At 63.1% G+C, this 24,619-nt stretch carries 26 protein-coding genes; 23 read left to right on the forward strand and 3 right to left on the reverse strand.

Annotated elements, in window-relative coordinates; all coding sequences use genetic code 11:
• Positions 1 to 39 precede the first annotated feature (39 nt).
• Positions 40 to 288 (forward strand): accessory factor UbiK family protein, encoded by a 249-nt coding sequence (locus RAZWK3B_RS17660; protein WP_007817563.1) that lies wholly within the window; start codon positions 40 to 42, stop codon positions 286 to 288.
• A gap of 8 nt (positions 289 to 296) precedes the next feature.
• On the opposite strand, the gene RAZWK3B_RS17665 is transcribed toward RAZWK3B_RS17660, so the two are convergent.
• Positions 297 to 1,004, reverse strand: coding sequence for a hypothetical protein (locus RAZWK3B_RS17665; RefSeq protein ID WP_007817564.1), 708 nt, complete (start codon positions 1,002 to 1,004; stop codon positions 297 to 299).
• A gap of 168 nt (positions 1,005 to 1,172) precedes the next feature.
• On the opposite strand from RAZWK3B_RS17665, the gene RAZWK3B_RS17670 reads away from it, so the two are divergent.
• The 9 genes from RAZWK3B_RS17670 to RAZWK3B_RS17710 all read left to right on the forward strand — a co-directional run bounded on the left by RAZWK3B_RS17670 (position 1,173) and on the right by RAZWK3B_RS17710 (position 8,466).
• Positions 1,173 to 1,400, forward strand: coding sequence for a hypothetical protein (locus RAZWK3B_RS17670; RefSeq protein WP_007817565.1), 228 nt, complete (start codon positions 1,173 to 1,175; stop codon positions 1,398 to 1,400).
• Positions 1,401 to 1,863: 463 nt separating this feature from the next.
• A complete protein-coding gene (locus RAZWK3B_RS17675; protein WP_007817566.1) occupies positions 1,864 to 2,364 on the forward strand; it encodes a type III secretion system chaperone family protein in 501 nt (166 codons plus the stop codon).
• A gap of 91 nt (positions 2,365 to 2,455) precedes the next feature.
• Entirely contained in the window at positions 2,456 to 3,271 is an 816-nt protein-coding gene (gene proC, locus RAZWK3B_RS17680; RefSeq protein WP_007817567.1) for a pyrroline-5-carboxylate reductase, read from the forward strand.
• On the forward strand, positions 3,264 to 3,605 hold the full coding sequence (locus RAZWK3B_RS17685; RefSeq protein WP_007817569.1) for a tRNA-binding protein: 342 nt from the start codon (positions 3,264 to 3,266) through the stop codon (positions 3,603 to 3,605). The genes proC and RAZWK3B_RS17685 overlap by 8 nt, the downstream gene beginning before the upstream one ends.
• 11 nt (positions 3,606 to 3,616) lie before the next feature.
• Entirely contained in the window at positions 3,617 to 4,561 is a 945-nt protein-coding gene (locus RAZWK3B_RS17690; protein WP_007817571.1) for a 2-hydroxyacid dehydrogenase, read from the forward strand.
• An 89-nt stretch (positions 4,562 to 4,650) separates the two neighbouring features.
• Entirely contained in the window at positions 4,651 to 5,772 is a 1,122-nt protein-coding gene (locus RAZWK3B_RS17695; protein WP_007817573.1) for a beta-ketoacyl-ACP synthase III, read from the forward strand.
• A 256-nt stretch (positions 5,773 to 6,028) separates the two neighbouring features.
• Positions 6,029 to 6,556: a transglutaminase-like cysteine peptidase gene (locus RAZWK3B_RS17700; RefSeq protein WP_232279562.1), complete on the forward strand. Its 528-nt coding sequence runs from the start codon at positions 6,029 to 6,031 to the stop codon at positions 6,554 to 6,556.
• A gap of 694 nt (positions 6,557 to 7,250) precedes the next feature.
• Complete coding sequence (locus RAZWK3B_RS21495; protein WP_007817577.1) at positions 7,251 to 7,661, forward strand: hypothetical protein; 411 nt, start codon at positions 7,251 to 7,253, stop codon at positions 7,659 to 7,661.
• A 34-nt stretch (positions 7,662 to 7,695) separates the two neighbouring features.
• Positions 7,696 to 8,466, forward strand: coding sequence for a choice-of-anchor K domain-containing protein (locus RAZWK3B_RS17710; protein WP_157132308.1), 771 nt, complete (start codon positions 7,696 to 7,698; stop codon positions 8,464 to 8,466).
• Positions 8,467 to 8,513: 47 nt separating this feature from the next.
• Here the strand turns inward: RAZWK3B_RS17710 and RAZWK3B_RS17715 are convergent, their stop codons facing one another.
• A complete protein-coding gene (locus tag RAZWK3B_RS17715) occupies positions 8,514 to 9,473 on the reverse strand; it encodes a LysR family transcriptional regulator (protein WP_007817580.1) in 960 nt (319 codons plus the stop codon).
• Positions 9,474 to 9,584: 111 nt separating this feature from the next.
• Here RAZWK3B_RS17715 and RAZWK3B_RS17720 point away from each other — a divergent pair, with 111 nt between their 5' ends.
• The 11 genes from RAZWK3B_RS17720 (at position 9,585) to aroA (ending at position 20,388) form a co-directional block, all read left to right on the forward strand.
• Entirely contained in the window at positions 9,585 to 10,451 is an 867-nt protein-coding gene (locus RAZWK3B_RS17720; protein ID WP_007817582.1) for an ABC transporter permease, read from the forward strand.
• Positions 10,451 to 11,254: an ABC transporter permease gene (locus RAZWK3B_RS17725; protein ID WP_007817583.1), complete on the forward strand. Its 804-nt coding sequence runs from the start codon at positions 10,451 to 10,453 to the stop codon at positions 11,252 to 11,254. Before RAZWK3B_RS17720 ends, RAZWK3B_RS17725 begins: the two co-directional genes overlap by 1 nt.
• A 56-nt stretch (positions 11,255 to 11,310) precedes the next feature.
• Positions 11,311 to 12,453: an extracellular solute-binding protein gene (locus RAZWK3B_RS17730; protein WP_007817585.1), complete on the forward strand. Its 1,143-nt coding sequence runs from the start codon at positions 11,311 to 11,313 to the stop codon at positions 12,451 to 12,453.
• 79 nt (positions 12,454 to 12,532) lie between these two features.
• Positions 12,533 to 13,603, forward strand: a complete 1,071-nt coding sequence (locus RAZWK3B_RS17735; RefSeq protein ID WP_007817587.1) for an ABC transporter ATP-binding protein — start codon at positions 12,533 to 12,535, stop codon at positions 13,601 to 13,603.
• Positions 13,604 to 13,607: 4 nt separating this feature from the next.
• Entirely contained in the window at positions 13,608 to 14,960 is a 1,353-nt protein-coding gene (locus RAZWK3B_RS17740) for an aminotransferase family protein (RefSeq protein ID WP_007817589.1), read from the forward strand.
• A gap of 13 nt (positions 14,961 to 14,973) precedes the next feature.
• Positions 14,974 to 15,900: a 3,5-dioxohexanoate:acetyl-CoA acetone transferase gene (kce, locus tag RAZWK3B_RS17745; RefSeq protein ID WP_007817591.1), complete on the forward strand. Its 927-nt coding sequence runs from the start codon at positions 14,974 to 14,976 to the stop codon at positions 15,898 to 15,900.
• Positions 15,901 to 15,904: 4 nt separating this feature from the next.
• Positions 15,905 to 16,393: a GNAT family N-acetyltransferase gene (locus RAZWK3B_RS17750; protein WP_007817592.1), complete on the forward strand. Its 489-nt coding sequence runs from the start codon at positions 15,905 to 15,907 to the stop codon at positions 16,391 to 16,393.
• Entirely contained in the window at positions 16,390 to 17,412 is a 1,023-nt protein-coding gene (locus RAZWK3B_RS17755) for a histone deacetylase family protein (RefSeq protein ID WP_007817594.1), read from the forward strand. Before RAZWK3B_RS17750 ends, RAZWK3B_RS17755 begins: the two co-directional genes overlap by 4 nt.
• Positions 17,409 to 18,512 (forward strand): NAD(P)/FAD-dependent oxidoreductase, encoded by a 1,104-nt coding sequence (locus RAZWK3B_RS17760; protein WP_007817595.1) that lies wholly within the window; start codon positions 17,409 to 17,411, stop codon positions 18,510 to 18,512. The genes RAZWK3B_RS17755 and RAZWK3B_RS17760 overlap by 4 nt, the downstream gene beginning before the upstream one ends.
• Before the next feature lie 11 nt (positions 18,513 to 18,523).
• Positions 18,524 to 18,874, forward strand: a complete 351-nt coding sequence (locus tag RAZWK3B_RS17765; protein ID WP_007817596.1) for a RidA family protein — start codon at positions 18,524 to 18,526, stop codon at positions 18,872 to 18,874.
• A 164-nt stretch (positions 18,875 to 19,038) separates the two neighbouring features.
• The gene (gene aroA / locus RAZWK3B_RS17770) at positions 19,039 to 20,388 is read left to right on the forward strand and encodes a 3-phosphoshikimate 1-carboxyvinyltransferase (RefSeq protein WP_037296242.1); all 1,350 of its coding nucleotides are present in this window, start codon (positions 19,039 to 19,041) and stop codon (positions 20,386 to 20,388) included.
• 30 nt (positions 20,389 to 20,418) lie between these two features.
• Here aroA and RAZWK3B_RS20330 read toward each other — a convergent pair whose 3' ends face one another.
• Positions 20,419 to 21,069, reverse strand: coding sequence for a cysteine hydrolase family protein (locus RAZWK3B_RS20330; protein WP_007817598.1), 651 nt, complete (start codon positions 21,067 to 21,069; stop codon positions 20,419 to 20,421).
• Between the two features lie 158 nt (positions 21,070 to 21,227).
• Between RAZWK3B_RS20330 and RAZWK3B_RS17780 the strand changes: the two genes are divergently transcribed.
• Positions 21,228 to 22,382 carry a CaiB/BaiF CoA transferase family protein gene (locus RAZWK3B_RS17780; RefSeq protein ID WP_007817599.1) on the forward strand — a complete coding sequence of 385 codons (1,155 nt, stop codon included), beginning with the start codon at positions 21,228 to 21,230 and terminating at the stop codon, positions 22,380 to 22,382.
• Between the two features lie 138 nt (positions 22,383 to 22,520).
• On the forward strand, positions 22,521 to 24,578 hold the full coding sequence (locus tag RAZWK3B_RS17785) for an ASKHA domain-containing protein (protein ID WP_007817600.1): 2,058 nt from the start codon (positions 22,521 to 22,523) through the stop codon (positions 24,576 to 24,578).
• Positions 24,579 to 24,619: the final 41 nt, after the last annotated feature.

Consider the following 24,619-nt stretch of genomic DNA (forward strand, 5'->3'; position numbering starts at 1 on the left):
GGCTCCATATAGGGGGAAACTGCAATGCCGGAGAGACCCATGCAAACCCGCAACAAGGTTCTGGACGATATCTCGCAACTCATGACCAACGCCATGGGCGTCGCTCAGGGGGCGCGCGAAGAGGCCGAGACAGCGATGAAATCCATGATCGACCGCTGGCTGGCGGACCGTGATTTCGTCACCCGCGAGGAATTTGACGCCGTGCGCGCCATGGCCCAAAAAGCCCGCGAGGAAAACGAGGCCCTGAAAGCCCGCCTAGACGCCCTCGAAGCCGCATCTCGCGGCTGATCGGCGCTCTACTCCTCTGGCGCGGGCACCCGCACGCCCGTGTTCGTGTCGCTGTCCGCCTCCATGTCGGCCCCGCGCCAGACCACGGTTCCCAGAATGGTCAGCTCGTCCAGCGCCGGACCCCGGACGACACAGGGCGGCTCGGAGCGTTTGAGCCCCGACAGAACCATCAGCCCCGGCTCAGGCTGGGACACATAACTCAGTCCCAGCCGACCGTTACGAAGATAAGCCCGGATCGCATGATCCGTGACCTTGCGCTGCCCGCCATCGACAAGGCACAGCGCCCCCTCCACCACCAGCGGTGACAGCCGGTCATCCGGCGCGATCACGAAACTCAGCTTTTCGGGCGTCAGCCCGCGCATCTCCAGCCACTCGCGCGCAAGGCCGATCGGCGCGGTCTGCCCATAGCGCCGCTCGCTGGGGTGAAACGGAATCGGCAGAAAGCCCGGTTTCGGCCCCTCGGCCGCGCCACCCGGCTCGCCGAATCCCGGTTGCGCGCCGTTGCGCGGCTCCGCGCCACCATCGTTCAGCGTCAGCCGCAAGCCCATCGCGTCCACCACCTCGACCAGCTTCGATGTCTGGATGTCGCGCCCGTCCCGGATGCTGCGCAGCATGTTCAGATCGATGCCCAGCTTTCGCGCATAGCCTCGCAACCCGTGCCGGGCGATGCCCTCGTTGATACCGTCTCTCAGGATGTCGAAACTGAACTGTGTCACAGGCGCGAGTTTGCACGAAACTCCTTTGTTGACCAGAAGGTTAATTGATTACACAATGTGTGATTAGTGACGCAATTATCATGGCTTACGCGTGTACGAGGAACCCGAAAAAACCGTTGCCCCCCAAGGTTGCGCAGCCTGCCGTTAGCCTTTCTCGGATGGTCTGCGATGACCGACTGCGACCCAGCCTCCGATCTTCTGCGTGCTCTGGAAGACACGCTGGCGCAGGCCCGCCGCCTGCGCGAAGAGCTGGGCCAAGTGTCCGACCCGGCCGAGCGTGCCCAGATTGTCGCTGAACTGCGCGACACGCTTTCGCAACTCTCCACCCTCCTGTCCGAGATCGACGCGATGGGCGGTATGGACTTCCTCTTCGCCTCGCCCGTGGGCCGGGCCTGACCCGCGTCATCCGGTCGGTCATCACGACCACGTCCCGTCCTCATGCGCGGCCATGCCCCTCGGTCACGCGCCCGCCCGGTGTCTGAAGCGGGGGCGCGCAGGGGGCGAAATAGGGGAGTTGTGTACGGGATGGACACAACTCCCGTTTCGCTCGTCTTATTTCGTCCCAAACCCGTGTAGGATTTGTACGAAACCTACGCATTTTTCCCGGCGACGGGGCCATGCCGTCATGCCTTTGTCACACTGGCGCAGATCGCCTCTGGATCGGCCTGCTGCATCTTGAGGCCATTTTGAAGTCATCCACAACTTATTGCGGTTATCCTCAACAAATAGCTTTACAGGATATGCCAAACCACGCACCATATCTTGTAGGACGGGTGGAATCCTCCCCCTTCCTTAGAGCAGGCACCTAGCGCTTGGGGCGCTGCAAAGCCCCGGCGCTACAGCAAAATGAGGTGGCGCCATGGCACTGTCCGAGCAGTTCTTGCAGGAAGATCTCCATCCGATTGATATCGTTGAACATCTTGCCGAACATCACGATTGGGAGTTTGATCGTATCGGCGACGATCAGATCGCAATGGCCGTCGAGGGCCAGTGGCGCACCTACTCGATCACACTGGCCTGGTCCGCCTATGACGAGACCCTCCGCATGGTCTGCACCTTCGAGATGGAACCTCCCGAAGAAAAAATGCCTGCGCTTTATCATATACTTAACGATGTGAACGATCAGTGCTGGGCCGGCGCTTTCACCTATTGGGACGAACAGAAACTGATGGTCTACCGCTACGGTCTGGTGATGACCGGCGCCCAAGCCGTCAGCCCCGACCAGGTGGATACCCTGATCCATGCCGCCTTCACCAATTGTGAGCGTTTTTACCCGGCTTTTCAATTGGTTGTCTGGGGCGATCAAACTCCGGAACAGGCCATTCAGGTCGCCATCGCCGAAGCTTTCGGCCGCGCCTGACCCCGGAAAAACCTCTCCGCGGCGCCATTGCACCCCCCCGGCGCCGCGCGTATCCCTACCATGATCGTAAATTGGGAATGGGAATCGGATCATGGATATGGACGAATTGGCCCGCCGCGGCCTTGTTTTATTGGGCTGTGGCAAGATGGGATCGGCCATGCTGCAGGGCTGGCTGTCCGGCGGACTGCCCCCCAAATCCGTTTGGGTGATCGATCCCAACCCCTCGGAATGGCTGCAATCGACCGGTGTGCAGATCAACGCCGATCTGCCTGTCAGCCCCGCCATCGTGCTGATCGCCGTCAAACCCCAGATGATGGGGGATGCCCTTCCTGACATCGCGGCGATGGGCAATGCCGAAACGCTCTTTGTCTCGGTCGCTGCCGGAACCCCAATTTCCTCTTTCGAACAAGCCCTTGGCGCGCAAAGCCCGATCATCCGCGCGATGCCCAACACCCCCGCCGCCGTGGGTCGGGGCATCACCGCGATCATCGGTAACGCCCATGCGCAACCACACCATCTTGATCTGGCCGAAACGCTCCTTTCCGCCGTAGGACAGGTGGTGCGCCTCGAAAACGAGGACCAGATGGACGCCGTCACCGGCGTCTCCGGCTCCGGCCCGGCCTATGTGTTCCACATGATAGAATGCATGGCCCGCGCCGGCGAAGCCCAGGGCCTCTCGCCCGAGCTTGCAATGCAGCTGGCCCAGGCCACCGTCGCCGGCGCTGGCGCCTTGGCAGAAGCCGCCGACGAGACGCCCGCGCAGCTCAGGGTCAATGTCACAAGCCCCAACGGCACCACGCAGGCCGGTCTCGAAGTGCTGATGGACGAGGCCAAGGGCTTGCCTTTATTGATGAAAAAGACCATCGCCGCCGCCGCCGACCGCTCGCGGGAACTGCGCAATGGCTGACCCGATCTCGATCGACGATTTCCTCAAGGTCGATATTCGCGTCGGCACCGTGATCCGCGCCGAACCCTTCCCCGAGGCCCGCAAGCCCGCGATCAAGCTCTGGATCGACTTCGGCCCCGAGCTTGGCGAGAGGAAAACCAGTGCTCAGATCACCGCGCATTACAGCCCCGATGACCTGCCGGGGCGTCAGGTGATCGCCGTCACCAACTTTCCGGCCCGCCAGATCGGCCCCTTCATGTCCGAAGTGCTGGTGCTTGGCCTGTCCGATGAAAAAGGCCAGATCGTGTTGCTGGCCCCCGACAAACCTGTGCCCAATGGGGAGAAGATGCATTGAGCCGCGTATACATGACCCGCCCGCTGCCTGACCGCGTTCTTGCGCGTGCCCGGGATCTTTTCGATGAGGTCGAAGTGCGCGAAGAGACCGCGCCGCTCAAGATAGGGCAGATGCGCGCCGCGCTGGCACTCTATGATGGGGTGTTGCCGACGCTGGGCGACATGTTCTCGGCCGAGGTGTTTCTGGATACCGAGAACCCGCGCTGCAAGGTGCTGGCCAATTTCGGGGTGGGATACAACCATATCGACGTGCGCGCCGCCCGCGCAGCGGGCGTCATGGTCACCAACACACCCGGCGCCGTCACCGATGCCACCGCCGATATCGCCATGACCCTGATCCTGATGAGCGCGCGCCGCGCTGGTGAGGGCGAGCGGCTGGTGCGCGCCGGCAAATGGGAAGGCTGGCACCCCACGCAGATGTTGGGCCTGCATGTCTCGGGCAAGACGGTGGGGATCATCGGCATGGGCCGGATCGGTCAGGCGATCGCACAGCGCTGTCACATGGGGTTCGGGATGGATGTGGTCTATTACAACCGCTCGGAAAAGGAGTTGGCCTTTCCCGCCACCCGCGCTGAAAACCTGCAATCGCTGGCCGAACAGGCCGATATCGTCGTTGTCGCCGTACCGGGTGGGGCCGAGACGCACCATATGATCGGCGCCGATCTCTTTGCCGCGATGAAGCCAACCGCGCATTTCGTCAACATCGCCCGCGGCGACGTGGTCAACGAGGTGGCGCTGATCGCCGCGCTGCAGGTTGGCCGCATCGCAGGCGCAGGCTTGGATGTCTATGAGCACGAACCCGAGGTTCCGGACGCCTTGCTCAGCATGGAGAACGTGACGCTCTTGCCGCATCTGGGCACTGCCGCGCTCGAGGTGCGCGAGGCGATGGGGATGATGGCGGTCGATAACCTCTATGCGGCATTGCAGGGGAAAACCCCTCCAAACCTTGTGAATTAGACGCATCAAAGCCGGGCTGCCGCGCCGTCACGCTTGACCTAGCGGCAGCCATCGGATGATCTGATGGCGTCATCCGGAGGAGGGGCCCGATGCACAGACCCGCTATCACAGGCAGCGGCGTTTTCACGCCAGACCAAGTCATCACTAATGATGAGCTGGTCGCTGCCTTCAACGCCTATGCCGAGCGGTTCAACGCCGAAAACGCCGACGCTATTGCGGCGGGTGATATCGCCGCCAAGGCCCCATCTTCGTCGGACTTCATCCTCGGCGCCTCGGGGATCGAGCAACGTCATGTCATGGACAAAACCGGCGTGCTGGACCCCGCAGTGATGCATCCACAGTTTCGCCAGCGAAGCGATGATGAGCCGTCGATTATGGCAGAGATGGCGCTGGATGCCGGGCGCAAGGCGCTTGAACAAGCCGGGCGGCGCGCCGATGAGGTCGATCTGGTGATCTGTGCCGCCTCGAACCACGAGCGCCCCTATCCGGCTATTGCCATTGAAATTCAGCAGCTTCTGGGCGCTGGCGGCTTTGCGTTCGATATGAATGTCGCCTGTTCCTCGGCTACGTTCGGCATTCAGGCGGCCGCCGACATGATCCGCTCGGGGTCGGTGCGTTGTGCGCTGGTGGTCAGCCCCGAGATCTGCTCGGGCCATCTGGAATGGCGCGACAGGGATTGTCATTTCATCTTCGGAGATGTCTGCACGGCGCTTGTGCTGGAACGCGCCGAAGACGCCAAAGGCGCACATTTCGTCGTGCGCTCCACGCGCTGCGCCACGCAGTTTTCCAACAATATCCGCAACAATAACGGGTTTTTGCGCCGCACCCGGCCCGATGGCCTGAAGGATCGGCGCGACATGCAGTTCATGCAGGAAGGCCGCAAGGTCTTCAAGGAAGTGCTGCCCATGGTCTCGGCGCATATTGCGGCGCATCTGTCTGACGAAGCCGTGGAGGCCAGCGATCTGCGGCGTCTGTGGCTGCATCAGGCGAACAAGTCGATGAACGATTTCATCGGCAAGAAGGTCATGGGCCGCGTGCCCGAACCCGACGAACAGCCAAATATCCTTCAGGATTACGCCAATACCTCGTCTGCGGGGTCGATCATCGCGTTCTCCAAGTATTCGGATGACCTCAAGCCCGGGGATGCCGGTCTGATCTGTTCCTTCGGGGCGGGATACTCCGTGGGTTCGGTGCTGGTCGAGCGCGGCTGAGGCGCGCCTTTCATTGCGCAACAAGCCGCATTTACAGGGTCGCGCCGCGATCACCTGTCGCTCTGGCTGCGCCATGAGATCAGAATAGTTTCGCCAAACTTACGTCATCTTTGGCACGGATCTTGCGGTATCGCCATGCCGAGTTTCGGCGCTGTCGACCATTTGTCGCGATAGTGAGGATACCTGCAAGATGCATATCATTCAGAATTTTTTAATGTCTCAAGCGCCACGCTCCCTTCTTTTCGGGGCGATCGGCATGGTGATGTCTGCCGCAGCCGCGACCGCGGGCAACACCTTCCTGCTTGCAAGCGTCGAGATGCCGCCGCCGAACGGGGCGAAGAATATCTGCGCGAAATACGATTGGGCCTGCGGCGGTCAGGTCAAGGCATCGCTCGGCGTCGAGCAGGAACTGGCATTGGTCAAGAAGATCAACACTCAGGTCAATTCATCGGTGAAACCCGCCTCGGACCGTGGGCAATTCCGAAGTGGGGATTACTGGTCCTTGCCGACGGCGTCGGGGGGCGATTGTGAAGATTTCGCTCTGCTCAAGAAACGCGAGCTGGTGCGCCTTGGCGTGGATCATCGCAAGCTGTTGCTGGCGACGGTCCTTGACCGCAAAAGGGTGCCGCACGCCGTTCTGGTCTACCGATCGGATCGGGGCGACCTGCTGCTGGATAATCTGACGAACGATATCCGCGATTGGCGATCCTCGAGATATATCTTTCTGAGAATGCAGAACCCGCAAAACCCGCGAAGCTGGGTCGGTGGTTTTCAGCAAGGCTGACCCTGCTAAACTCACCTAAAAGACCGGAGGCCGCACGCCCCGCGCAAGCGTGGCGCGCGGCTTTATTGTTTCAAATATGAGCACTTTCGGCACATCACCGGCTCATTGCACGGCCTTGTGAAACGCAGATTGCGTCACGCCGTTTCCAAAACTGAAAAAGTTTATATCCAGTTTCGGCAATAATAACACTATATGTTGCAATTCAATCCTCTAAAGATCAACATCTTGACTTTTGCACAAATCCTTCGCTATGGAAATAGATAGAATGTGTCGAAAATCTGGCGAGAATGCGGTAAGAATCAAAATTGTTTAGATCATTTATAAGGTGAAAGTTTGTGTTCCGCTGTGGGGGCGTAAAAAGCAGACTTTGGGAGAATAACTTTGAAACGCAAATTTGTGGCTTTGACCACGATCGGAGCATTTTGCTCTTTGGCAACTTTGGCCGCCCCTGCAATCGCTGATACAAGATGCACAGCCTGGACGGCCATGACGACACCATCGGTCGAGGACTTGTGCGAGTGTGATCGCGTGACCCGTGGCTTTGTCGCCCAACTTCAGCGCAGCGCCAGTTTCGCATCCATCCTGGCCGAAACCCAGTTGGCATGTCCCGGTCTGGCCGTTGTGCTGACCGAGGTCGAGACCTTCTCGACTGCCGCCGCATCGGGCGTCGGCAACGGGCCGGGTGTCGGCGCCGATGGCGGCGGTGGCCCTGGCGGGGTCGGCGGCGCTGGTGGTGGAGCCGGCGGTGGCGCTGGTGGTGGAGCCGGCGGTGGCGCTGGTGGTGGAGCCGGTGGTGGAGCTGGTGGTGGAGCCGGTGGCGGCGCTGGCGGTGGAGCCGGTGGTGGAGCTGGCGGTGGCGGCGCTGGTGGTGGAGCCGGTGGCGGCGGCGCTGGTGGTGGAGCCGGTGGCGGCGGCGCTGGTGGTGGAGCCGGTGGCGGCCCTGGCGGTGGAGCCGGTGGTGGAGCTGGCGGTGGCGGCGCTAGTGGTGGAGCCGGTGGCGGCGGCGCCGGCGGTGGAGCCGGCGGACCGGACGGTGGAAGAGGTCCCGCCGGTTGAGGCGGTGACGCCCCACGCAGTGTCCTGCGATATCTGCCCGAACCAGTAATGCGCCTGATCACATTTACATTGAGGAACACAAGATGAAACTGACAGCAGCAATAATGCTAACCGCTACCTGCATGACCGGCGCAATGGCTAACGCGGCGACGGTCGATATAAATACATCCGGCACATGGTCCAATGTTGCGCCTCAGGATGTGTTTGGCTTGCAAATCACCGACGACGGAAGCCGCGTCGCCTGGGGTGACCCTGTGCTGAAAGGTTCGGAAAATTCTGGCCAGCAAAGTGCATACAGATTCGATGGTGTCGATGCGAAAGACGTTTCGAACGAGTTTTCTCTTGGCGTCTTCACACATGAGAATTTCGCTATCTGGCTCGACACTGAAACCTTCTATGAAAGTGCCGAGGGCGCTGCTGACGGAGATGCGCCCACAATCACCGGCGCAACCCTCACCGTGGATATCAAAGGCGATATTCATGGCCACGCCTTCAGCTTTTCATCGGTCTTCAACTTCCTGCATGATGAAACCGATAATACTTGTACGAATGTACCTGGTTCGGCCGCGGACTGTGCCAATGATATCGTGACCCTGGTAAGCTGGTTCGCAGCCCCGCAAACGGTGCGCGTTGGAGATTTGGTCTACACTTTTGAAGTGGACGGTTTTTATCTCGGCGAACAAGGCGACACCGCGCTCACCAAATTCTCCACCATTGAGGAACAAGACAACGCGGCTTATCTGCGCGGTTCCTATTCCGTGGCACCGATCCCGCTGCCGGCGACACTGCCTTTGCTGCTTGGAGCAATTGGCGGAATGGTGGCCTTCGGGCGCCGAAAGGTCCGCGCGGCCTGATCGCGGCAGCTTGGCCGGGGCTGGGGCAGGGGGCTGGCCCCGGCCCATCACCGATAGGTTCGGTCTTCCATGGGGGTCGCCTCGATCCGCTTGAGCAGTCGGTCCAGAAAGGACTGCTCGGCGCGATTGAGGCTCGCCTTGGGGTTCCAGACCACATGCACATCTATCGCGGGCGGCGTGTCGTAGGGGGGCAATTGCCACATGACACCGTCCTGCACATCGCGCTTGGTGACATGAACCGGCAGGGGGCCGATCCCCAGTCCGGCGATGATCATCCGCCGTACCTCTTCGAGGTGGCCGGATGTGCCCACGATCAGATCCTCCATATTGGCCTCGGCCCGCATCACGGCCACCGGTTTCAGCGCGTCCTGCAGGCGGTCAGTGTCGAAACTGACGGCGGAATGCCCCGCCAGATCTTCCCGCGTGAGGTTCTCGCGCCCGAACAGAGGATGCGGCGGCCCACAGAAAAGACCAAAGAATTCCCGGTAGATGCGCATGTATTCAAGGTTCGGGTTACGTCGGTTCACTAGACATACGGCGAAGGATGAAAACCGCCCCGAGACGCTTTCGACGGCCTCGGACGAGGACAGCACGTCGATCGACAGCGTGGCCTTGGGGTGCTCGGCGTGAAAGTCCGACAGGACGGCGTCAAAGAGCGGGCAGATCACGTGGCTGGCCAGCGCGATACGCACATGGCCTGTCACCTCGTCAGTCATTTCGCGCATCTGGGTGGATAGCCGCAGGATCGATCCCTGGATGTCTACCGCCTCGCGATAAAGAACCTGCCCCGCTTTCGTCAGCTCGAAATACCCCGGTTTGCGGTCGATCAGGCGACGGCCGACACGGTCCTCCAGCCGTTTGAGCGCGGTCGAGACCGAAGGCTGCGTGAGCCGCAGCCGGTGTGCCGCTTCGGTGATCGAGCGGGACTGTCCCAGAACGACGAATGTGCGCAGCAGGTTCCAGTCCAGTTCGCGCATCAGACGGACAGCGCCGTCAGGGGTTTCCATAGCTTCTGTCAATAGTCATAATTCCGATTATTTATTTGATTAATGCATGCCCCCTTTGCATCGTCAAGCCAAGCCCGGTGACAACGGGCCAGGGAACAAAGAGGGAGTGTCATGTCGGTCGAAGCCCGAGAGGCGCGACAGCCTTGGATATTGCTGTCTCCGGCGCTCACGGCGGTAGCGTTGCTGCTGTTCGTGCCCTTGCTGTTCATCGTCGTCTATTCGTTCTGGTTGCGCACTGCGACGGGCGCCGATCAGGTGGGCTTCTTTCTGGACAACTGGCAAGAGGCGCTGACGGACGCGTTTTACCGCGACATCCTGCTCAACACCCTGAAGATCGCCGCGATCACGACGTTCGTCTGCGCGGTCATGGGCTATCCCGCAGCATATTTCATTGCCCGGTCCAAGGGGAACAAGGCGATCCTGCTGCTGTTGCTGATGCTGCCATTCTGGATCAGCTACATCATCCGCACGATGAGCTGGATCAACATCCTTGGCGTGTCGGGGGCATTCAACAGCGCGCTTCTGGCGCTTGGCATCATCGCCGAGCCGATCCAGATGCTTTATAATGAAACCACCGTGATCTTGGGTCTGGTGCATTTCCTGCTGCCCTTCATGGTGCTGAATGTCTTTGTCAGCCTGGACGGGATCGACACCAATCTCGAAGATGCCGCTAATTCGCTTGGCGCGACACGCTGGCAGGCGTTCCTGCAGGTGACACTGCCGCTGTCGCTGCCGGGGCTGGCGGCGGGCGGGCTGCTGTGTTTCGTTCTGGGCGCCGGCACCTACATCACGCCGCTGGTTCTGGGCGGGCCGACCGACGCGATGTTCGCCAACCTGGTGTTCGAGGCGATCATCACGCAGCTCAACTGGCCGCTTGGGTCGGCCCTCAGCCTGATGCTGCTGGCGGTGCTGGGGGTTCTGGTGCTGATCTACAACCGTTACTTGGGCATGGCGCAGCTGATGAAGGGGCTGGGCTGATGCGCGAGTCGGGATCACTGGGCTGGGCATTGGTGCGCGCATGGACCCTGCTGGTCTACATGTTCATGTTCCTGCCGGTGGCGGTGGTTGTGCTCTTGTCGTTCAACGCCAGTCAGTTCGGAAGTTTTCCGATGACCGGGTTTTCCTTCCGTTGGTTCGTGGAGCTGTCGCAGAACGATGCGATCCTGCGGGCGTTTCGAACCTCGATCGTGCTGGGGCTGCTGACGGCGGCGATCTCGACCACCTTGGGTGTTCTGGCCAGCCTTGCGCTGGTGCGCTACCGGGTGCCGGGGTCGAACCTGATTTCCACACTGCTGATCGCGCCCATTCTTGTGCCGGAGGTAGTGCTGGCGGTGGCGCTGCTGCTGTTCCTGAACTTTCTGCAGATCAACAAAAGCTTCACCCTGCTCTTGCTGGGCCATGTGATCTTTACCTTGCCCTTCGTCATCCTTGTGGTGCAGGCCCGTCTGGTCAGCATCAAGCGCGATGTCGAAGAGGCCGCAATGAGCCTTGGGGCCAGCCCGCGCCAGACCTTCTTCCAGATCACCCTGCCGCTCATGATGCCGGCTGTTCTGGCTGGCGCGCTTTTCGCCTTCACCATCAGTTTCGATGACATCACCGGCACATTGTTCTGGAAGCCCGGCGGGGTAGAAACCGTCCCGACCCAGATTTTTGCCATGCTGCGCAATTCGATCAGTCCCGAAATCAACGCGCTTGGCACTGTGATGATCCTGATGACGGTCGGGCTGCCTCTGCTGGGGCTGGCGATTGCCCGGAAACTTTCAACCAAAAGCGGCACTTGAGAACCGCTGAAGCAAACTGAACCCATGTCAACAAGGAGTGACCTATGACCAGGAAAATGGACAACACAACCCGCTACGAGCGTCTGCGCGAGCGCTACATGAACGGCGATATCGACCGGCGCGGCTTTCTGGGGCTGATCGGTGCCGCGGGCCTTGCTTACGGTGTGCAGACGCCCTTCGCCAAATTCGCCCATGCGCAGTCCGTGAGCCAGGTTCGCTTTGACGGCTGGGGCGGCGTGGTCTCCGAGGCGTTCCGCGAACATGCCTTCGATCCCTACACCGCCAAGACCGGTATCGAAGTGGTCGACGGCACATTCGGCGGCGGCGATGAATATCTCAGCCGCGTCAAGGCCAGCCAGGAAGGCGAATACAACATCGCGCATCTGTCGGGTGTGTTCGACTATGCGCGTTACCACAGTCTTGGCCTCAGCACTGTGTTGAACGAAGACAACATCCCCAACCTGCAATACGTCATTCCCAAATTGGTCGACGTGTTCCGCGGTGTATCGGATGGCAAGCTCTCTTGCGTGCCTTACGACTATGGCACCACGGGTCTTGCCTATAACCGCAAGCATATCTCGGACGAAGAGGCCAAGGAAAAGGGCGCGGGTCTGCTGATCGATGCCGCCTACAAGGGCAAGATCGCCGGCTGGAGCGATTGGCGCACGCGTATCTGGTATGCCGCGCTGCAAACCGGCCAGAACCCGAATGCGATCGAGGATATGGACGCCGTCTGGGATGCCGTGCGCCAGCATCGCGATCTGAGCCTGAAATACTGGGGGTCGGGCGCCGAATTGATGAGCCTTCTGGCCGAGGAAGAAGTCTACGTGACCGAAGGCTGGTCCGGCCGCATCTATGCCCTGCAGGAACAGGGCCACGACATCGGCTATATCGATCCGCCCAACGGCATGGGCTGGCAGGAATGCCTGTTCGTCATCAAGGGCAGCCCGATGGAAGCCTGCGAAGAGCTGCTGAACTTCATGCTCGCGCCGGAAACCTCGATCGCGGTCGCCGAGGGGCAGAACTATCCGCCGGCCCTTGATCCGCAGAAGGTGGATCTGGGCGCCAAGATCCCGACCCTGCCCGCCTTCGATCCAACGGGTAAACTGTCGGGTCTGACCTTCGCCGATCCGGCCTATTGGAACGGCAACGAGCAGGAATGGTCCAAGACCTTCGGTCGCGTGCAAAAGGGCTATTGAGCCAGACGATCAAGACCGGTCCCGCAGCCTTGTGCGCCGGGGCCGGTCGCCCCCAATTACCCGCCACCGGAGACCATGAATGAGCTCGGTCACTTTGAACAACATCGTCAAGCGGTTCGGCACCTTCACCGCGGTGCATCGCTCGTCGCTTGAAATACCCGAGGGGGCGTTTGTCACGCTTCTGGGGCCGTCGGGCTGCGGAAAGACGACCAACCTGCGCATGATCGCGGGTCTGCTGGATCCGACCGAGGGCGAAATCCTGATCGGCGGCAGACGCGTCAATGACGTGCCCATTCACAAGCGCAACCTTGGTCTCGTGTTCCAGAACTACGCGCTTTTCCCGCACAAGACAGTGGCCGAAAACGTGGCGTTCGGGCTGAAATACCGCAATGTGCCGTCCTCGGACATACCGCGCCGCGTGCAGGAGGCGCTGGATCTCGTGCAGCTTCCCAATGTCGGGGATCGCTACCCCAAGGCGCTTTCGGGCGGGCAGCAACAGCGTATCGCACTTGCCCGGGCCATCGTCATCGAACCCGATGTGCTGCTTCTGGACGAGCCGCTCTCGGCCCTCGATGCCAATCTGCGCGAGGACATGCGCGTTGAATTGAAGCGCATTCAGGAACGGATCGGCGTGACCACCGTTTTCGTCACCCATGACCAGTCCGAGGCGTTGGCGATGTCCGACCAGATCGTCGTGATGTCCGAAGGTCGGGTCGAACAGGTGGGCGCCCCAGAAGAGGTCTACAACACACCAGCCAGCGAATTCGTGGCGCATTTCCTTGGGGCATCGAATATCCTCGCGGCTCGCTGCGCTCTGTCTGGTGGGGCCGTGACCTTGCATGAAAAGACCTTCGGCACGGTGCCCATCCCGGCGGCCAAAGCCCCGAGGATCACCTCCGAAGGCCCTGCCAAACTGGTGGTGCGCGCCGAAAAGCTGGTGCTGTCCACATCGCCTGCGCCCGAAGGCGTGATTTCGGTTCCCGCCACCGTGCAGACCGTCGATTATCAGGGCCAGTCGGTCCGCTATTTCGTGCAGGCTGGCGACACGCAGCTGCAAGCCATCAACATGATCGACGGCCATCCCTTTGCGGTGGGCACCAAGGTCAATCTTCATCTGCGGCCGCAGGATTGCGCCGCCTTGCCCGGATAACGCCATGACACAACGACCAAGCCATCTGTTCTATCAGGGCCGCCAGCGCCGTCCGGTTCTGGATCAGGCGCGCGGCGTCTACATGTGGGATGTGGACGGCAAGCGCTATCTCGACGGATCCTCCGGGGCGATGGTCTGCAATATCGGACATTCCAACGAGAACGTGCTCGAGGCGATGCGCCGCCAGATGGAGAAATCGACCTTCGGCTATCGATTGCATTTCGAGACAGAGGCCTCTGAGAAACTGGCTGCGAAGACGGCAGCACTTTGCCCCGAAGGTCTGAACCGGATCTTTTTCGTCTCGGGTGGCTCCGAAGCCGTGGAAAGCGCGATAAAACTGGCGCGGCAATACGCGCTGGCCACAGGTGAGGGCAGCCGCTGGAAGATCATCACCCGCGCGCCCAGCTATCATGGCTGCACGCTCGGCGCACTGGCGATCACCGGCTACGATCCGCTGACCAAGCCCTTCGGGCCGATGATGCAGGCGATGCCCAAGATCCCGGCGCCCACCGCCTATCTTGACGGGCTCGACCCCGAAGACGAGGCGACCGGTCATCACTATGCCGACATGCTCGAGGCGAAGATCCTCGAGGAAGGCCCCGAAAGCGTGCTGGCCTTCATGGTCGAGCCGGTGGGCGGCGCCTCGACCGGCGCTCTGCCGCCGCCGCGCGGCTACATGGAGCGCGTGCAGCAGATCTGCCGCAAATACGGCGTGCTTTTCATCCTCGACGAGGTCATGACCGGCGCGGGTCGCACCGGTGCGTTTCTGGCCGCCGAGCATTGGAACCTGACCCCGGATATCATCGTGATGTCCAAGGGCTTTGCCGCAGGCTATGTGCCGCTCGGCGCTATGGCGGCGCATGAACGGTTGGTCGAGGCAGTTCTGGACGATGGCGGTTTCCTGCACGGCTATACCTATGCCGGAAACCCCTTGGCCTGTGCGGCGGGTGTCGCCGTGATCGACGAGATCGAACGCAATGATCTCACCGGGAATTCTGCGGTGATGGGCGCGCGCCTGATAGAGCGTTTGACCGGCCTGATGCAACGCTATCCGATCATCGGCGACGTGCGAGGAATGGGCCTGCTGACGGCGTTCGAATTCATGTCGGACCGTCGCACCAAGGCGCCTTTGCCCAAGCACCTCAAGGCCTTCGACCGCTTCGTGAACATCGCCTATGACAATGGGCTGATCGTTTATTCGCGGCGTACCCGGATGGGTCTGGAGGGTGACCATATCATCGTCGCCCCCCCGATGATCGTGACCGAAACCCATCTCGACGAGATCACCGAGATGCTCGACCTGTCGCTGGCTCAATTCACCGACGAGATCCGCCCCGAACTGGATCGCATCGCATAACACAAGGCCCCGCATGTCCGACATTATCATCACCTGCGCCATCACGGGCTCGATCCACACGCCGTCCATGTCACCCCATCTGCCGGTGACGGGCGATGAGATCACCGCGCAGGCCCTCGGCGCCGCCGAGGAAGGGGCCGCGATCCTGCATCTGCATGCGCGCGATCCCGAAACGGGCCGGCCTTCGGCCTCAGTCGAGCATTTCATGGCCTTTCTGCCGCGCATCCATCAGGGCTGTGACGCGATCCTCAACCTCTCGACCGGTGGCAGCGCGATCATGAGCCTAGATGAGCGTCTGGCCGCCCCGCGCCTTGCCGCCCCCGAGATGGCCTCGCTCAACATGGGGTCGATGAATTTCGCGCTCTATCCGATGGCCGAGCGGTTCACCGACTGGCAGCATGACTGGGAAAAACCGTTTCTGGAAGCCACCGACGATCTGGTTTTCAAGAACACGCCCCGCGATATCGCCCGCATCCTGACAGAACTGGGCACCGAACGCGGCGCGCGGTTCGAGTTCGAATGCTACGATCTCTCGCATCTCTACATGCTGCGCCATTTCGCGGATCGCGGCATGATCCAGCCGCCATTCTTCATCCAGTTCGTGTTCGGCGTGTTGGGAGGGGTCGGGCCAGACCCTGAAAACCTGACACATATGGTCCGCATCGCCGACAAGCTCTTCGGCGCGGATTACATGTTCTCGGTGCTTGCAGCAGGCCGCCACCAGATGCCGATGATCACCATGGCCGCCGCCATGGGGGGGCATGTGCGTGTCGGGCTCGAGGACAGCCTGACCATCGCCCGGGGCGAGCTCGCCACCAGCAACGCCGCGCAGGTCGCCAAGATCCGCCGCATCGTCGAGGATCTCGGCCGCACGGTTGCAAGCCCCGCCCGTGCGCGTGATATGCTCGGCCTCAAAGGCGCGGACAGGACCGCGATCTGACATCATGACCGCGATCACCTTTCGCCCCGTTCGGACCGACGATGACCTGATGCTGCTGGACGGCGCGCTGCGCGCGCTCAGCGCCGATCTGGGCGATACCCACAAGGCCAGCCGTGCCTGCCTGGCATCGGCGCTTCTGTCGGAGGTCGCGCCGGCGCATGGTCTGCTGGCGATGCAGGGCGAGACACTCTGCGGGGCGGCTCTTTTCAGCCCCACCTATTCGACGGCGCGGGGGGCTGCGGGGGTCTATGTGTCGGACCTTTGGGTCGATGAAACGGTGCGTGGCTCTGGCCTTGGCCGCAGGTTGCTGGCCGCGGTTGTGCGCCGCGCCGCACAGACTTGGCGGGCTGAATGGCTGACGCTGGCCGTCTACGATCATTCGGTTGCGTCGCGTGCCTTTTATGACCGATTGGGTCTCGTCCCGCGTACCGGTGCAACCGTGATGACCCTGGATCGCGAAGGGTGCCTCGAGATGATGAAGGACACAGGATGAAAGCGATTTTCGACGACCGGCAATGGCGGCACGACCCTCGGCATTTCATGGCCAACGGCAAGGTTCTGCCAAGCCCCGAACAACCCGCCCGCATCGCCAGACTGATCGAGGGCGCGCGCGCCGCCGGTTGCGCCATGCAGGCGCCCGACGATGCCGGGATGGGCCCGCTCGCCGCTTTGCATTCGCCCGAATACCTGTCGTTCCTTCAAACGATCTACACCCGCTGGCAGCGCATCGATGGCGCCGGAGACGAGGTGATCCCCAACATCCACCCCGCCAACCGCACCGACAGCTACCCGCGATCGGCGGTGGGGCAGGCGGGCTATCATCAGGCCGACACCGCCTGTCCGATCGGTGAAGGCACCTGGGAGGCGGCCTATTGGTCCGCACAGGTGGCGATCACCGGTGCTGATCTTCTCGTGTCGGGCGCGCGCGCCGCATATGCGCTGTCGCGCCCGCCGGGGCATCATGCCTTCGGCGATCTGGCGGGGGGCTTCTGTTTCCTGAACAATTCCGGCATTGCCTCCGAACGGCTGCGCGCTCGGGGGCTGCGCCCGGCGATTCTCGATGTGGACGTGCATCACGGTAACGGCACGCAAGGGATCTTCTATGATCGCGACGACGTGCTGACCGTCTCGATGCACGCCGATCCGGCCCGTTTCTACCCGTTCTTCTGGGGCCATGCCGATGAGCGCGGCATCGGTCGGGGCCTTGGCTACAACCTCAACCTGCCGTTGCCGCGCGGCACCGATGACGAGGGCTTTCTGCGGGCGCTCGATACGGCGCTCGCGCGCATATCCGCCTTCGGCGCCGATGTGGTGGTGGTGGCCCTCGGCCTTGACGCCTATGAGGGCGATCCCTTCAAGGGCTTCGCCGTCACGACACCCGGATTTTCCCGGATCGGCGCGGCCATCGCAGGGCTGGGGCTGCCCACGCTGTTCGTGCAGGAAGGCGGCTATCTCTGCGACGAGCTCGGCCACAACCTGACCGCCGTGCTGACCGGCTTCGAGGGCGCATGACACATCCCGATATCATCGTCATCGGAGGCGGGATCGCCGGCATCAGCGCCGCCGCTGAGCTGGCTGCCCATGCCCGCGTCACGGTGATCGAGACCGAGGCGCAGCTCGGGTATCATTCCACCGGGCGTTCGGCCGCGATTTTCATCCGCAATTACGGCAACGCCACCCTGCGTGCGCTCAATGCCGCCGCCGCTCCGGTGTTCGAGGCGCCAGAGGGCATCAGTGACCGCTCGCTCCTGTCGCCGCGCGGCGAGTTGCTGCTGGCAGGCGAGAACGAGCTCGGCACGCTGCAGGCCTATTGCGACGGCGCTTCCGGGATCGACCTGCTGGAGGCCGCAGACGCGGTCGATCTGGTTCCCATCCTGCGCCCCGAGCGCATCGTTCGGGCCGCTCTGGAACGTGACGCTCAGGACATCGACGTGGATCGCATGCTGCAGGGCTATGCCCGGCTGCTCAAGGCACGGGGCGGGCAGGTGGTGACCAGCGCCCCCGTCACCGCCATCCGGCGAGGGCATGCCGCCTGGCAGGTCACCGCGGGCGACCGGCCATTCACCGCGCCCGTGCTGGTGAACGCCGCCGGGGCCTGGGCCGATCCGGTGGCGCGTTTGGCGGGCTTGGCGCCTTTGGGCATCACGCCGATGCGCCGCTCTGCGGCGCTTCTGCCCGCACCTTTAGGGCACGATATCTCGCGCTGGCCGCTTTTCGGATCGATCTCCGAGACCTGGTATGCCAAGCCCGATGCGGGCAAGCTGATGGTCTCGCCCGCCGATGAGGACCCGGTCGCGCCCCATGATGCCTGGCCCGATGACATGGTGCTGGCCGAAGGTCTGCACCGCTATGAACAGGCCGTGACTGTCCCCGTCACCCGTGTCGATCACAGCTGGGCGGGCCTGCGCAGCTTTGCCGCGGACAGGACACCCGTCGCAGGCTTCGCGCCTGAGGCGGATGGATTTTTCTGGCTGGCAGGGCAGGGCGGCTACGGCGTTCAGACAGCCCCGGCCCTCGCGCGGCTCACGGCGGCGCTTGTCACCGGGGCCGAACCCGGTCTATCGGATGCCACGGTCGCGGCGCTTTCGCCCGCCCGGTTTCACAGCTCCTGAAAGGACACCCCATGAGCGACATCACCCGCCATCATACCGGCCCGCGCATGAGCCAGATGGTCATCCATAACGGCATCGCCTATCTCGCCGGTCAGGTCGGCGCCCCCGGCGAAAGCGTCACCGCACAGACCCAAAGCTGCATCGAAAAGGTCGAGGCCCTTCTGGCCGAGGCCGGCACCGACGCAACCCGCATGCTCAGCTGCACGATCTGGCTGGCCGACATGGCCGATTTCGCCGAGATGAACGCCGTCTGGGACGCCTGGGTGCCCGAGGGCCACGCCCCGACCCGCGCTTGTGGCGAGGCGAAACTGGCCACGCCCGACTACAAGGTCGAGCTGATCATCACCGCCGCGCTTCCCTGATACGATGCCGGGCCGTCCGGGATCCGCGCGGCCCGCCTTTCATCGTTCCCAAAATACTCCCGCCGGAGGCATCTGGCCTCTGCGCCCGTGGCAGCGCAACGGCAATGGACGCGGCCGGATGCTTGCGCTATCAGGCGGGCGATCCATTGACGAAAGGCATCCCCATGTCCGGCCACGGCGCTCCGATTCCCATGACCTCGCACCGCTCGGGCGGGCTTGCCGGCACAGCCGATATTCCCGGCGACAAGTCGATTTCGCATCGCGCGCTGATCCTCGGGGCGCTGTCGGTCGGCGAAACCATGGTCACCGGCCTTCTCGAAGGACAGGACGTGCTGGATACGGCCCGCGCCATGCGCGCCTTCGGCGCCGAGGTGGTGCGCGATGACGATGGCACGTGGCGCATTCACGGCGTCGGTGTCGGGGGCTTCGCCGAGCCCGATCAGGTGATCGATTGTGGCAATTCCGGCACCGGTGTGCGGCTCATCATGGGGGCGATGGCGACCTCGCCGGTGACCGCCACCTTCACGGGCGATGCCAGCCTGAACAAACGGCCCATGGCGCGGGTGACCGATCCGCTGGCGCTTTTCGGCGCGCAGGCGGTGGGCCGGTCGGGGGGGCGCTTGCCCATGACCATCGTGGGCGCGCGCGATCCCTTGCCAGTGCGCTACACCGTGCCCGTTCCTTCAGCGCAGGTGAAATCGGCGGTGCTGCTGGCAGGGTTGAACGCACCCGGTCAGACCGTCGTGATCGAGCACGAGGCGACCCGCGATCATACCGAACGGATGCTGGCGGGGTTCGGCGCGCAGATCACCACCGAAGATACCGCAGAAGGCCGCATCATCACGCTTGAAGGCCAGCCCGAGCTGTCGCCTCAAACCATCGCCGTGCCCCGCGATCCCAGCTCGGCGGCCTTTCCTGTCTGTGCCGCGCTGATCACCGAAGGCTCGGACGTGCTGGTGCCCAATATCGGGCTGAACCCCACCCGTGCGGGTCTCTTCACCACCCTGCAGGAGATGGGCGCCGATCTGAGCTATGAAAACCTGCGCGAGGAAGGCGGCGAGCCCGTGGCCGATCTGCGCGCCAGCTTTTCGCCGGACCTCAAGGGGATCGAAGTCCCGCCCGAGCGTGCCGCATCGATGATCGACGAATACCCGGTGCTGTCGGTGGTCGCGGCCTTCGCCCAGGGTGCCACGGTCATGCGTGGCGTCAAGGAATTGCGCGTCAAGGAATCCGACCGGATCGAGGCCATGGCCACCGGCCTGCGCGCCAACGGCATCAAGGTCGAGGACGGTCCCGACTGGTGGATCGTGCATGGCCGGGGACATGGCGATGTGCCGGGGGGCGCGACCTGTGCCAGCCATCTGGACCACCGTATCGCCATGTCGTTTCTGGTGATGGGGCTGGCCGCGAACCAGCCGGTCACGGTGGATGACGGCGGCCCGATCGCCACCTCCTTCCCGATTTTCGAACCGCTGATGGCCTCGCTTGGCGCCGATATCCGCCGCGATGGATGATCCGGCCCGGTCGGGCGCATGCGGCGTCTTTCAGACGACCCGCGCGCCCTGGCTGGTCAGCGCCTCGAGCACGGCATCTAAGGCCGCACTATCCGTGGCGGCGATCCCGTCGCGCACCAGCTCCACCTCATAGCCCCGATTGAGCGCGCCTTGCGCGGTGCGCGCCAGCCCTGCGCAGCCCTCGCGCCCCACAAGTCGCAGCCGCCCGACGCGCAGCATATCCAGCAGCGCATCCAGCGCGCCGGTCTCGAACCCGTCTTCCACCGGCTTGACGATCACATGATCGGCCATGCCGCGAAACGCGGGTGCCAGTTCCACATCCGCGCTGCCGCGTGTCGGTGCGCCGGGCCGGGTCAGCCGCACGATCAGCCGCGCCATCAGCCCGTGCCATTCCTGCCGCAGCGCGATCACGGGTTGATCGCGTTGCCGCGCCAGTTCCACCTCGCGCGCCACCGCGGCCTCGACGCGGGCGCGGGTGGCGGCATCGTGCTGTGTATCGCTCCAAAGGCAGTCCTGCAATTCGATCAGCAGCAGCGCAGCGCCCGCGCGTGGCGGCACTGGCGTGCCCTGACTGGCGCGCACCATGCGCCGCGCCACGATCCACGCCCAGACCAGCAGCCCGCCGCCCAACAGGGCCATCGCGGTCCAGATCATCGCCGCCTGCCCGGATAAGGACAGCATCGCCCCGTCATAACTCGATCTCCCTCGTACCTGCACTCAAGCTTTCGTCTGCACAATTCCCCGGCCAGAGGCAAGAACCGGGTTTGATCCGTGTCAGTGTCATGTCACGCCGATGCTCTAGGACTGGACCGGACCACGCCGCAAACAGGAGACCTGCCATGACCGCCCCTCTCGCACCGATCACCGTTCTCGATCTGACCCATGTGCTGGCAGGGCCTTTCGCCTCGATGACGATGGCCGACTTGGGCGCGCATGTCATCAAGGTGGAGCGGCCCGGAAGCGGTGATGACACACGGTCCTTTCCGCCCTTCAAGGCCGACAAGAGCGCCTATTTCGCCACCCTCAATCGCGGCAAGCAGTCGGTCGCACTCGATCTCAAGGCCGATGCCGACCGCGCGCTGTTCGACCGGCTTCTCGAGCGGGCCGATGTGATTCTCGAAAATTACCGCCCGGGTACCATGGAAAAGCTGGGCTACGGCTGGGAGACCCTTCACGCCCGCTATCCGCGCCTGATCTATGGGGCGGTCAGCGGCTTTGGCCATACCGGCCCCGATGCCTTGCGCCCGGCCTATGACATGGTCGTGCAGGCGCGCGGCGGCGTCATGTCGATCACCGGCGAGAAAGATCGCGAGCCCGTCCGCGTCGGCGCCAGCATCGGCGACATCATCGCCGGGATGTACATGCTCCAGGGCGTGCTGGCGGCGCTTTACGATCGCGAAAGGACCGGGCTGGGGCGCAAGGTGGATGTGGCCATGCTGGATGGTCAGTTGGCCATCCTCGAACATGCTGTCGCCATCACCTCGGTCACCGGCACCCCGCCCGGTCCCTCGGGGGCGCGGCATCCCTCGATCACCCCGTTCGAGACCTATCATGCCGCCGATGGTCTGTTCGTGATCGCCGCGGGCAACGATGCTCTTTTTGCGCGGTTATGCGATGTGCTGGGCCTGCCACTGGCCGAGGATCCGCGCTTTGCGACCAACCCTGCGCGCTGCGAAAATGCCCGGATGCTCAAGCGCCTGATCGAAGCGGTGACCATCGATCAGCCCAAGGCGCACTGGATCGATCGTCTGGAAGCCGCCGGGGTGCCCACCGGCCCGATCCAGAATGTCGCCGAAGCGATGCGCGATCCGCAGATACTTGCCCGCAACATGGTGGTCGATGTGCTGGATGCCGCCGGCAAGCCGGCCTTCACCGCAGCGGGAAATCCCATCAAGATCAGTGGGATGGAGGACCCCAAGACGCGCGGACCGGCGCCCGATCTCGATGGGGACCGCGCGGCGATCCTCGATTGGCTGGCGCGTGACGCGTCCTGAGGGCAGGCCAGTCTTGATGCCGGCATGACCTTCATGCCGCGCCTGTGACATTTTCTGACGGTTGCAGGCTGTAACCCGGCGGGCATTGCCTTATGTTCCGCCGTGCAACCAGAATGTCACGGATAAGGACACATCCCGATGTCGCAAGACCCCCTCGTTGTCTTCACCCCCTCGGGCAAGCGCGGCCGGTTTCCCAAGGGAACCCCGGTGCTGACCGCTGCACGGCAATTGGGGGTCGATCTCGATTCGGTCTGCGGCGGGCGTGGCATCTGCTCGAAATGCCAGATCACGCCCTCCTACGGCGAATTTTCCAAACATGGCGTGACCGTCCATCAGGACGCCCTGTCGGAATGGAACGCGGTCGAGGAACGGTATGACCAGAAACGCGGCCTCAAGCCGGGCCGCCGTCTGGGCTGTCAGGCGCAGGTGATGGGCGATGTGGTGATCGACGTGCCCCCCGAAAGTCAGGTCCATCGGCAAGTGGTGCGCAAGGCTGCCTCGGCCCGCGTGATCGAGATGGACCCGGCCACCAGGCTCTATTTCGTCGAGGTGGACGAGCCCGACATGCACGAACCCACGGGCGATCTGGAACGGTTGGAACGCGCGCTGTCGCGCGAATGGGATATTCCCGCGATCCGTGCTGACCAGTCGCTGCTGTCCAAGCTGCAGCCGGTGTTGCGCAAGGGCAAGTTCCAGGTCACCGTCGCGCTGCACAAATCCCACACCGATGACGTGGCCCGCCTGATCGAGATCTGGCCGGGACTGCACGAAGACGGCCTTTACGGTCTGGCCATCGATCTTGGCTCCACTACCATCGCTGCGCATCTGACCGATCTCGACACCGGCGAGGTCAAGGCGTCTTCAGGCATCATGAACCCCCAGATCCGCTTCGGCGAAGACCTGATGAGCCGGGTCAGCTATTCCATGATGAACCCCGGCGGCGACCGCGAGATGACCAGCGCCGTGCGCGAGGCGATCGACACACTGGCCGATGAGATCGCCAAGGAGGCGGGGATCGATCCGCATCTCATCGTGGAAACCGTGTTTGTCTGCAACCCGGTCATGCACCACCTGCTTCTGGGCATCGACCCGGTCGAACTGGGGCAGGCGCCTTTTGCTCTGGCGACCTCGGACTCGATCTCGATGCCGGCCCGCGAACTGGATCTGACGACGATCAACCCGCGTGCGCGCACCTATATCCTGCCTTGCATCGCGGGCCATGTGGGGGCCGACGCCGCCGCCGTGGCCCTGTCCGAAGAGCCGGGCAAATCCGAAGACCTTGTTCTGATCGTCGATGTTGGCACCAATGCCGAAATCCTGCTGGGCGACCGCGCACGCGTGCTGGCCTGCTCCTCGCCGACCGGCCCGGCCTTCGAGGGGGCGCAGATCTCCAGCGGTCAGCGCGCGGCCCCCGGCGCAATTGAGACCATCCGCATCGATCCCGTCACCAAGGAGCCGCGCTTTCGTGTGATCGGCTGCGACAAGTGGTCGGACGAGGACGGCTTCGACGCGGAAATCGCTGCCTCCGGCATCACCGGCATCTGCGGTTCGGGCATCATCGAGGCGGTGGCCGAAATGCGCATCGCGGGCCTTGTGGATGAAAGCGGCCTGATCGGATCGGCCGCGGCCACAGGCACGCCGCGCTCGGTGCCCGAAGGGCGCACCCATGCCTATCTCATCCATGACGCCACCGCCGATGGCGGGCCGCGCATCACCGTCACCCAAGGCGATATCCGCGCCATTCAGCTGGCCAAATCCGCGCTCTATGCGGGCGCGCGGCTGCTGATGGATGAACGCGGTGTGGACAAGGTGGATTGTGTCGTTCTCGCCGGGGCGTTCGGGGCCCATATCAGCCCGCTCCATGCCATGGTTCTGGGGATGATCCCGGATGTGCCGCTGGACAAGGTGACAAGTGCCGGCAACGCGGCGGGCACCGGCGCGCGCATCGCGCTGTGCAATGTCGCCGCCCGCATCGAGATCGAACGCGTCGTGGGCCAGATCTCCAAGGTCGAGACCGCCATCGAGCCCAAATTCCAGGAGCATTTCGTCGCCGCCAATGCGATCCCGCACAAGACCGATCCCTTCCCCGAATTGGGCCGGCTCGTGACCTTGCCGCATGTCAGTTTCAACGTGGGCGCAGGCGGCGATGGCGACGGCGAGGACGGGGGACGCCGCCGCAGACGCCGGCGCGCCTGAAACAGGGCCGCGTGATAGCTTTCCCCTTGACCGGGCAAGGC

This window comes from Roseobacter sp. AzwK-3b (assembly GCF_000170875.1).
In the GTDB taxonomy this organism is placed as follows: Bacteria; Pseudomonadota; Alphaproteobacteria; order Rhodobacterales; family Rhodobacteraceae; genus Roseovarius; species Roseovarius litoreus.

Coding starts and splice junctions, on each gene's coding strand:
- RAZWK3B_RS17670 (WP_007817565.1), top strand. CDS start 1,173: ATGACCGACTGCGACCCAGCCTCCGATCTTCTGCGTGCTCTGGAAGAC.
- RAZWK3B_RS17710 (WP_157132308.1), top strand. CDS start 7,696: ATGAAACTGACAGCAGCAATAATGCTAACCGCTACCTGCATGACCGGC.
- RAZWK3B_RS17780 (WP_007817599.1), top strand. CDS start 21,228: ATGACCGCCCCTCTCGCACCGATCACCGTTCTCGATCTGACCCATGTG.
- RAZWK3B_RS17685 (WP_007817569.1), top strand. CDS start 3,264: ATGGCTGACCCGATCTCGATCGACGATTTCCTCAAGGTCGATATTCGC.
- RAZWK3B_RS17765 (WP_007817596.1), top strand. CDS start 18,524: ATGAGCGACATCACCCGCCATCATACCGGCCCGCGCATGAGCCAGATG.
- RAZWK3B_RS21495 (WP_007817577.1), top strand. CDS start 7,251: ATGGCGGCGGTGGCCCTGGCGGGGTCGGCGGCGCTGGTGGTGGAGCCG.
- RAZWK3B_RS17715 (WP_007817580.1), bottom strand. CDS start 9,473: ATGGAAACCCCTGACGGCGCTGTCCGTCTGATGCGCGAACTGGACTGG.
- RAZWK3B_RS17785 (WP_007817600.1), top strand. CDS start 22,521: ATGTCGCAAGACCCCCTCGTTGTCTTCACCCCCTCGGGCAAGCGCGGC.
- RAZWK3B_RS17660 (WP_007817563.1), top strand. CDS start 40: ATGCAAACCCGCAACAAGGTTCTGGACGATATCTCGCAACTCATGACC.
- RAZWK3B_RS17730 (WP_007817585.1), top strand. CDS start 11,311: ATGGACAACACAACCCGCTACGAGCGTCTGCGCGAGCGCTACATGAAC.
- RAZWK3B_RS20330 (WP_007817598.1), bottom strand. CDS start 21,069: ATGCTGTCCTTATCCGGGCAGGCGGCGATGATCTGGACCGCGATGGCC.
- RAZWK3B_RS17695 (WP_007817573.1), top strand. CDS start 4,651: ATGCACAGACCCGCTATCACAGGCAGCGGCGTTTTCACGCCAGACCAA.
- RAZWK3B_RS17755 (WP_007817594.1), top strand. CDS start 16,390: ATGAAAGCGATTTTCGACGACCGGCAATGGCGGCACGACCCTCGGCAT.
- proC (WP_007817567.1), top strand. CDS start 2,456: ATGGATATGGACGAATTGGCCCGCCGCGGCCTTGTTTTATTGGGCTGT.
- RAZWK3B_RS17720 (WP_007817582.1), top strand. CDS start 9,585: ATGTCGGTCGAAGCCCGAGAGGCGCGACAGCCTTGGATATTGCTGTCT.
- RAZWK3B_RS17675 (WP_007817566.1), top strand. CDS start 1,864: ATGGCACTGTCCGAGCAGTTCTTGCAGGAAGATCTCCATCCGATTGAT.
- aroA (WP_037296242.1), top strand. CDS start 19,039: ATGTCCGGCCACGGCGCTCCGATTCCCATGACCTCGCACCGCTCGGGC.
- RAZWK3B_RS17750 (WP_007817592.1), top strand. CDS start 15,905: ATGACCGCGATCACCTTTCGCCCCGTTCGGACCGACGATGACCTGATG.
- RAZWK3B_RS17735 (WP_007817587.1), top strand. CDS start 12,533: ATGAGCTCGGTCACTTTGAACAACATCGTCAAGCGGTTCGGCACCTTC.
- RAZWK3B_RS17760 (WP_007817595.1), top strand. CDS start 17,409: ATGACACATCCCGATATCATCGTCATCGGAGGCGGGATCGCCGGCATC.
- RAZWK3B_RS17700 (WP_232279562.1), top strand. CDS start 6,029: ATGGTGATGTCTGCCGCAGCCGCGACCGCGGGCAACACCTTCCTGCTT.
- RAZWK3B_RS17725 (WP_007817583.1), top strand. CDS start 10,451: ATGCGCGAGTCGGGATCACTGGGCTGGGCATTGGTGCGCGCATGGACC.
- RAZWK3B_RS17690 (WP_007817571.1), top strand. CDS start 3,617: ATGACCCGCCCGCTGCCTGACCGCGTTCTTGCGCGTGCCCGGGATCTT.
- RAZWK3B_RS17740 (WP_007817589.1), top strand. CDS start 13,608: ATGACACAACGACCAAGCCATCTGTTCTATCAGGGCCGCCAGCGCCGT.
- kce (WP_007817591.1), top strand. CDS start 14,974: ATGTCCGACATTATCATCACCTGCGCCATCACGGGCTCGATCCACACG.